The following is a 7973-nucleotide window of genomic DNA, read 5'->3' on the forward strand; positions in this document are numbered from 1 at the left end:
ACGCCATGCAGATCGCACCCAAGGGCGAACAGGCCCGTAGCAACGCGGCCCTGCCCAAGGCCCGCACCCTGATCGAGGCGCTGCCCTGGCTGGAGCGCTTCCACGGCAAGACCGTGGTCATCAAGTTCGGCGGCAACGCCATGGTCGACGAGGACCTCAAGGCCGCGTTCGCCCAGGACGTCGTCTTCCTCCGGTTCGCCGGCCTGCACCCCGTCGTCGTGCACGGCGGCGGCCCGCAGATCAGCGCCCAGCTCGACAAGCTGGGCCTGGAGTCCTCGTTCACCGCTGGCCTGCGCGTCACCACCCCCGAGACCATGGACGTGGTCCGGATGGTGCTCGCCGGGCAGGTCCAGCGCGAACTCGTCGGCCTGCTCAACTCGCACGGCCCGTTCGCCGTCGGCATGACCGGCGAGGACGCCCACACCATGACCGCCGTCAAGCGCTACGCCGTGGTCGACGGCGAGCAGGTCGACATCGGCCTGGTCGGCGACATCGTCAACATCGAGGCCGGCGCCGTGAAGGCGCTGATCGCCGACGGCCGGATCCCGGTGATCTCCTCGATCGCCCGCGGCGCCGACGGCCACGTCTACAACATCAACGCCGACACCGCGGCCGCCGCCATCGCGGCCGCGCTCGGCGCCGAGATGCTGGTGGTGCTCACCGACGTCGAGGGCCTGTACAAGGACTGGCCGAACTCCGACGACGTGATCAGCCAGTTGAACGCCAGCGAGCTGGAGGAGATGCTCCCCACCCTGGCCTCCGGCATGCTCCCCAAGATGGAGGGCTGCCTGCGAGCCGTCCGCTCCGGCGTGGGCACCGCCCGCGTCCTGGACGGCCGCGTCCAGCACAGCCTGCTGCTGGAGATCTTCACCGACGAGGGCATCGGCACCATGGTCGTGCCCGACGACGACAGCACCGTAGTGGGGGGCCTGGCATGAGCGGCAACGACGCCATCACCGAGCGGTACAAGCACAGCCTGATGAACAACTACGGCACCCCGCGGATCCCGCTGGTGCGCGGCGAGGGCTCGCTGGTCTGGGACGCCGACGGCAAGCAGTACCTCGACCTGGTCGCCGGCATCGCGGTCAACGCGCTGGGCACCGCCCACCCGGCGATCGTCGAGGCCGTGACGCGGCAGATCACCACCCTGGGCCACGTCTCCAACCTGTTCATGGCCGAGCCGACCATCGAACTCGCCGAGAAGCTGATCGAGCTGTCCGGACGCCCGGGCAAGGTCTTCTTCTGCAACTCCGGCACCGAGGCCAACGAGGCCGCCTTCAAGATCTCCCGGCTGACCGGCCGCACCCACCTGGTCTCGCTCCAGGGCGCCTTCCACGGCCGGACGATGGGCGCCCTCGCGCTCACCGCCCAGCCCGGCAAGCAGGAGCCGTTCAAGCCGCTGCCCGGCGACGTCAGCTACGTCCCGTTCGGCGACGTCGAGGCCCTGCGCGCCGCCGTCACCACCGACACCGCCGCCGTCTTCCTGGAGCCGGTCCAGGGCGAGAACGGCGCCATCCCGCTCCCGGACGGCTACCTGCGGGCCGCCCGCGAGATCACCCGCGCCACCGGCACCCTGCTGGTCCTGGACGAGATCCAGACCGGCACCGGCCGCACCGGCCACTGGTTCGCCCACCAGGCGTACGAGGGCGTCGAGCCGGACGTCGTCACCCTCGCCAAGGGCCTCGGCGGCGGCCTGCCGATCGGCGCCGTGCTCGCCTTCGGCCCGGCCGCCGACCTGCTCGGCCCCGGCCACCACGGCACCACCTTCGGCGGCAACCCGGTGGTCGCCGCCGCCGGCCTCGCGGTGCTGCGCACCATCGAGGAGCAGGGCCTGCTGGAGCACGCCGCCAAGCTCGGCGAGCGGCTGCGCACCGGCATCGAGGCGATCGGCGACCCGCTGGTCGACCACGTCCGGGGCAAGGGCCTGCTGCTGGGCATCGTGCTCACCGAGCCGGTCGCCGCCCGGGTGCAGGCCGCCGCGCAGGAGGCGGGCTTCCTGGTCAACGCCGCCGTCGCGGACGCCGTCCGGCTGGTCCCGCCGCTGGTGCTCACCGAGGAGCAGGCCGACGGCTTCCTCGCCGCCCTGCCCGCGATCCTCCGAACGGTCCGCGAAGCCGCCCCCGACGCGAACAGCTGAGCGTCCTTCAGGAGAATCATCAGTCATGACCGAACGCCCCGAGCCCACGACCCCCGCCGCCGGCCCCACGCCGCAGGTCCCGCAGACCCGCACCGCGCGCCACCGGCGGATCGTGGACCTGCTGACCCGTCAGCCCGTCCGCTCGCAGAGCCAGCTCGCCAAGCTGCTCGCCGACGACGGGCTGGTGGTCACCCAGGCCACCCTCTCCCGGGACCTGGACGAGCTCGGAGCGGTGAAGATCCGCAACCGGGACGGCGCGCTCATCTACGCCGTCCCGGCCGAGGGCGGGGACCGCACCCCCCGCGCCCCGATGGGCGAGTCCGCCAGCGAGGCCCGGATGGCCCGGCTGGCGGGCGAGCTCATGGTCTCCGCAACCGCCTCGGGCAACCTGGTGGTGCTGCGCACCCCGCCCGGCGCGGCCCAGTTCCTGGCCTCCGCGATCGACACCGCCGAGGTGTTCGAGATCCTCGGCACCATCGCCGGGGACGACACCGTGCTGCTGATCAGCCGGGACGCGGCGGGCGGGCAGGCGCTGGCCGACCACCTGATGCAACTCGCCCAGGCCAAGTCGCAGTAGCCTCCCGGGCTTTTCAAACGTGCTGTGCGGTACTGGTTTGTGAACTCATACGCGGTGGTGCATACTTATGCCTAACGCCGCATGGAACCTGTGTTTGTGAATGGAGATAGCCGTGACTGAGCGCGTCGTACTCGCCTACTCGGGCGGTCTGGACACGTCCGTCTGCATCGGCTGGATCGCCGAGGAGACCGGCGCCGAGGTCATCGCCGTCGCCGTCGACGTCGGCCAGGGCGGCGAGGACCTCGACGTCATCCGCCAGCGCGCCCTCGACTGCGGCGCCGTCGAGGCCGAGGTGGCCGACGCCCGCGACGAGTTCGCCGACGAGTACTGCCTGCCGGCCCTCAAGGCCAACGCCCTCTACCAGGGCCAGTACCCGCTGGTCTCCGCGCTCTCCCGCCCGGTGATCGTCAAGCACCTGGTGGCCGCCGCGCAGAAGCACGGCGCCACCACCGTCGCCCACGGCTGCACCGGCAAGGGCAACGACCAGGTCCGCTTCGAGGTCGGCATCCAGTCGCTGGCCCCGAGCCTGAAGTGCATCGCCCCGGTCCGCGACTACGCGATGACCCGCGACAAGGCGATCGCCTTCGCCGAGGCCAAGAACCTCCCGATCGTCACCACCAAGAAGAACCCGTACTCGATCGACCAGAACGTCTTCGGCCGCGCCGTCGAGACCGGCTTCCTGGAAGACATCTGGAACGCCCCGATCGAGGACGTCTACGAGTACACCCAGAACCCGGCCACCGCGCGCGAGGCCGACGAGGTCGTCATCACCTTCGAGGCCGGCGTCCCGGTCGCGATCGACGGCCGCAAGGTCTCCGTCCTGCAGGCCATCGAGGAGCTGAACAAGCGGGCCGGCGCCCAGGGCATCGGCCGCCTCGACATGGTCGAGGACCGCCTGGTCGGCATCAAGTCCCGCGAGATCTACGAGGCCCCCGGCGCGATCGCCCTGATCACCGCCCACCAGGCCCTGGAGAACGTCACCGTCGAGCGCGAACTCGCCCGCTACAAGCGGCAGGTCGAGCAGCGCTGGGCCGAGCTGGTCTACGACGGCCTGTGGTTCTCCCCGCTCAAGCGCGCCCTGGACGGCTTCGTCAACGAGGCCAACCAGCACGTCTCCGGCGAGATCCGGATGGTCCTGCACGGCGGCCGCGCCGTCGTCAACGGCCGCAAGTCGGACCGGTCGCTGTACGACTTCAACCTCGCCACCTACGACACCGGCGACACCTTCGACCAGTCCATGTCCAAGGGCTTCATCGAGATCTTCGGCATGTCCTCGAAGATCGCCGCCCGCCGCGACCTGGCCTGACCGACCCGCAGTCCCCGCCCCGGCCGCACCCCGCGGCCGGGGCACCGCCGCACTCAGACCCACCTCCGAAGGAGCCCACGCGATGACCGCCGACCAGCCCGCAGACGTCCGCCTCTGGGGCGCGCGCTTCGCCGACGGCCCCTCCGAGGCCCTGGCCAAGCTCTCCGCCTCCGTCCACTTCGACTGGCGGCTCGCCCCCTACGACATCGCCGGCTCCAAGGCCCACGCCCGCGTCCTGCACAAGGCCGGACTGCTCAGCGACGCCGAACTCGACGGCATGCTGGCCGGGTTGGACCAGCTGCTGGCCGACGTCGAGTCCGGCGCCTTCGTGGGCACCGTCGCCGACGAGGACGTGCACACCGCCCTGGAGCGCGGCCTGCTGGAGCGCCTGGGCGCCGACCTCGGCGGCAAGCTCCGCGCCGGGCGCTCGCGCAACGACCAGATCGCCACCCTGTTCCGGATGTACCTGCGCGACCACGCCAAGACCATCGGCGCGCTGGTCCTCGACCTCCAGCACGCCCTGGTCGGCCTCGCCGAGGCCCACCCGGACACCGCGATGCCCGGCCGCACCCACCTCCAGCACGCCCAGCCGGTGCTGTTCGCCCACCACGTCCTCGCCCACGTCCAGGCCCTCGGCCGGGACGCCGAGCGGCTGCGCCAGTGGGACGCCCGCACCGCCGTCTCCCCGTACGGCTCCGGCGCGCTGGCCGGCTCCTCGCTCGGCCTCGACCCGCAGGCCGTCGCCGCCGAACTCGGCTTCGAGCGCGGCTCGGTGGGCAACTCGATCGACGGCACCGCCTCGCGCGACTTCGTCGCCGAGTTCGCCTTCGTCACCGCGATGATCGGCATCAACCTCTCGCGGATCGCGGAGGAGATCATCATCTGGAACACCAAGGAGTTCGGCTTCATCACGCTGCACGACGCCTTCTCCACCGGGTCGTCGATCATGCCGCAGAAGAAGAACCCCGACATCGCGGAGCTCGCCCGCGGCAAGTCCGGCCGCCTGATCGGCAACCTGACCGGCCTGCTCGCCACCCTCAAGGCCCTGCCGCTCGCCTACAACCGCGACCTCCAGGAGGACAAGGAGCCGGTCTTCGACTCCTGCGACACCCTGGAGGTCCTGCTCCCCGCCTTCACCGGCATGATCGCCACCCTGACCGTCCACCGCGAGCGCCTGGAGGAACTGGCCCCGGCCGGCTTCTCGCTCGCCACCGACATCGCCGAGTGGCTGGTCAAGCAGGGCGTCCCGTTCCGGGTCGCGCACGAGGTGGCCGGCGCCTGCGTCAAGGTCTGCGAGGCCGAGGGCATCGAGCTCTCCGACCTCACCGACGCCCAGTTCGCGCGGATCTCCCCCCACCTCACCCCCGAGGTCCGCACCGTCCTCTCTGTCCACGGCGCCATCGCCTCCCGCGACGGCCGCGGCGGCACCGCCCCGTCGGCGGTCGCCGTCCAGCTCGCCGAGATCAAGGACGACCTCGCGGCCCAGCAGTCCTGGCTGAGCTGAGAAGGGCCCCGACAGGGGCTCGGGGAACGGCGAGCCCGGGTCTGCTGACGGTTCACTGCCGCCCAGCGCATCGGCTTCCGGTTCTGTTTCGGGCGCGCGGCAGCACGGACGCTTCGACGGGCTCCGGCCGTCAGCAGCACGGGCTCGCCGTTCCCCGAGCCCCTGAATGCACATCCCGCTCGTCCTGCCCGAAAGGTGCCCCCGGCCTACGCTGGATCCATGTCCAAAGCAGCCGCCGCGCTGGCCGAGGGGTTCCGGGGCGAGATCGTGGTGCCCGGGGACGCGGAGTACGACGCGGCGCGGGCGGTGTGGAACGGCGCGGTGGACCGGCGGCCCGAGCTGATCGCCCGGTGCACCGGCGTCGCCGACGTGCTGCAGGCCGTCGCGGTGGCCCGGGAGCACGGCCTGTACGCGGGGGTCCGCGGCGCGGGCCACGGCCTGGCCGGGCTGGGGACGTGCGACGGCGGCATGCTGATCGACCTGTCGCGGCTGCGCGGCGTCCGGGTGGATCCGGCTCGCCGGCTCGCCCGGGCGCAGCCGGGGGTGACCTGGGGGGCGTTCGACCACGAGACGCAGGCGTTCGACCTGGCGACGACGGGCGCACCGTACTCGGGGGCGGGCATCGCGGGCGTGACGCTCGGCGGGGGAGTGGGCTGGCTGGCCCGGGCGTACGGGTTGACCTGCGACAACCTGGTGGAGGCGGACGTGGTGACCGCCGAGGGGCGGTTGCTGACGGCGAGCGCGTCCGCGCACCCGGAGCTGTTCGCGGGGCTGCGCGGGGGCGGCGGCAACTTCGGGGTGGTGACCTCGTTCACCTACCGGCTGCACGGGGTGGGCCCGCACGTGCTGTGCGGGGCGCTGTACGTGCCGGTGGAGCTGTTCCCGCCGACCCTCGCCGCGGTGCGGGACTTCATGGCGCACGCGCCGGACGGCCTGACGGTGGGGGTGGAGCTGGCACGGCCGCGGGGCGTGCCGCAGCTGCCGGACCGGACGGTGCTGCGGATCGGCCTGTGCTGGTCCGGCCGGGCCGACCGGGGCCGGGAGGCGGTGGCGCCGCTGCGCGCCCTGCCGGGGGTGCTGGTGGACACCGTGCAGACCCGGCCGTACGCGCTGTGGCAGCGGGCGCTGGACGCGGACCGGGGGCCGGGCGCGGCCAACTTCGGGCGTTCGGAGTTCCTGTCGGTGCTGGACGGGGCGGCGATCGACCGGCTGGCCGAGCAGGTCGCGGCGATGCCGGGGCCGGGCGCGCAGCTCCAGTTGGCGTTCCTGGGCGGGGCGGTGGCCCGGGTCGGCCCGGAGGACACCGCGTACACGCACCGGACGGCGCCGTACCTGCTGAGCGCGGTGGCGCGCTGGACCCGGGGCCCGGCGGAGCCGCACACGGCCTGGGTGCGGCGCTGCTGGGAGGCGATGCGGCCGTTCTCCTCGGGCGGGGCGTACGTGAACCTGATGGGGGCGGAGGGGCAGGCCCGGGTGGTGGAGGCGTACGGGCTGGCGAAGTACGAGCGGCTGGTCGCGCTGAAGGACCGGTACGACCCGGCGAACCTGTTCCGGGTCAACCAGAACATCCGGCCGAGCGGGTGACGGCACCACCCGTGGGGGCGTGACGCTCGCCACGTCGGGCGTCGGGAAGGTTGAGAACGGTTGGCCGCTGGGTAGAGCGGTGGCGAACGTCTCTCTTGACGGTCGCCCGACCACCCGGATACTGAGCGTGAGCGCGCGTCAGTCCCGGCCGTCCGGACCACCGTCCGGCGGGACGCGTCGCGCTTTTCCCGGGCCGGGCCGATCCCCGTCCGGGCACACCTCGGACAGGAACCGGTGCAAGACCCTCACTCGCACGCGCCGGGCACTTAACGATGGAGGCCCCCGCACATGGGCATGAGTGTGATCATCGCAGCGGCACGACCGGAAGAGGCGGAGCAGATCCTCAAGCTCCAGTACCTCGGCTACCAGAGCGAGGCCGAGCTCTACGGGGACTGGGGGCTGGAGCCGCTGACCCAGACCCTGGAGAGCCTCAAGGCGGAGATGGCCGACCACCGGGTGCTGGTCGCCCGGCTCGGCGACGAGGTCGTGGGCAGCGCCCGCGGCTGGGTGGACGGGAACGGCACCGGGCAGATCGGCCGGCTGGTGGTGCACCCGCGGATGCAGCGGCACGGCCTGGGCCGCCGCCTGCTGGAGGCCCTGGAGGCGGGGCTGGCCGAGGACGGCGCGAGCGGCTTCGAACTGTTCACCGGCCACCGCAGCCTGGGCAACCTGCGGCTGTACCGCAGGCTCGGCTACCGCGAGACCGAGGTGCGCGAGGTGTCCCGCCGGCTGTCCATCGTGACGCTGGCCAAGACGGGGGCGACCACCCTCGCCGCCTGAGCGCGAGCCCTCCGGCACACGCACCGCGGCACGAGCACCGCGGCACACGCATTGCGGCGCCCGACCCGAACGAGGGGTCGGGCGC

The 7973-nt window shown here is 72.6% G+C and carries 7 protein-coding genes; all 7 read left to right on the top strand.

The window, feature by feature from the left end; genetic code table 11:
* The first annotated feature begins 5 nt into the window (after nt 1-5).
* Nucleotides 6-938, top strand: a complete 933-nt coding sequence (gene argB, locus ACWEO5_RS18670; RefSeq protein ID WP_452163390.1) for an acetylglutamate kinase — start codon at nt 6-8, stop codon at nt 936-938.
* Nucleotides 935-2137, top strand: a complete 1203-nt coding sequence (locus tag ACWEO5_RS18675) for an acetylornithine transaminase (protein WP_452163391.1) — start codon at nt 935-937, stop codon at nt 2135-2137. Before argB ends, ACWEO5_RS18675 begins: the two co-directional genes overlap by 4 nt.
* Before the next feature lie 25 nt (nt 2138-2162).
* Complete coding sequence (locus tag ACWEO5_RS18680) at nt 2163-2714, top strand: arginine repressor (RefSeq protein ID WP_033253686.1); 552 nt, start codon at nt 2163-2165, stop codon at nt 2712-2714.
* A 112-nt stretch (nt 2715-2826) separates the two neighbouring features.
* On the top strand, nt 2827-4020 hold the full coding sequence (locus ACWEO5_RS18685) for an argininosuccinate synthase (protein ID WP_452163392.1): 1194 nt from the start codon (nt 2827-2829) through the stop codon (nt 4018-4020).
* A gap of 82 nt (nt 4021-4102) precedes the next feature.
* The gene (gene argH / locus ACWEO5_RS18690) at nt 4103-5524 is read left to right on the top strand and encodes an argininosuccinate lyase (RefSeq protein ID WP_344555245.1); all 1422 of its coding nucleotides are present in this window, start codon (nt 4103-4105) and stop codon (nt 5522-5524) included.
* 219 nt (nt 5525-5743) lie between these two features.
* Nucleotides 5744-7108 carry an FAD-binding oxidoreductase gene (locus ACWEO5_RS18695; protein WP_452163393.1) on the top strand — a complete coding sequence of 455 codons (1365 nt, stop codon included), beginning with the start codon at nt 5744-5746 and terminating at the stop codon, nt 7106-7108.
* A 288-nt stretch (nt 7109-7396) separates the two neighbouring features.
* Complete coding sequence (locus ACWEO5_RS18700; protein WP_452163394.1) at nt 7397-7888, top strand: GNAT family N-acetyltransferase; 492 nt, start codon at nt 7397-7399, stop codon at nt 7886-7888.
* The last annotated feature ends 85 nt before the right edge of the window (nt 7889-7973 follow it).

The organism is Kitasatospora sp. NPDC004272, assembly GCF_053603035.1.

What these genes read in the sequence shown, in the direction of transcription:
- ACWEO5_RS18680 (WP_033253686.1), top strand. Translation starts at nt 2,163, where the DNA reads ATGACCGAACGCCCCGAGCCCACGACCCCCGCCGCCGGCCCCACGCCG.
- ACWEO5_RS18695 (WP_452163393.1), top strand. Translation starts at nt 5,744, where the DNA reads ATGTCCAAAGCAGCCGCCGCGCTGGCCGAGGGGTTCCGGGGCGAGATC.
- argB (WP_452163390.1), top strand. Translation starts at nt 6, where the DNA reads ATGCAGATCGCACCCAAGGGCGAACAGGCCCGTAGCAACGCGGCCCTG.
- ACWEO5_RS18700 (WP_452163394.1), top strand. Translation starts at nt 7,397, where the DNA reads ATGGGCATGAGTGTGATCATCGCAGCGGCACGACCGGAAGAGGCGGAG.
- ACWEO5_RS18675 (WP_452163391.1), top strand. Translation starts at nt 935, where the DNA reads ATGAGCGGCAACGACGCCATCACCGAGCGGTACAAGCACAGCCTGATG.
- argH (WP_344555245.1), top strand. Translation starts at nt 4,103, where the DNA reads ATGACCGCCGACCAGCCCGCAGACGTCCGCCTCTGGGGCGCGCGCTTC.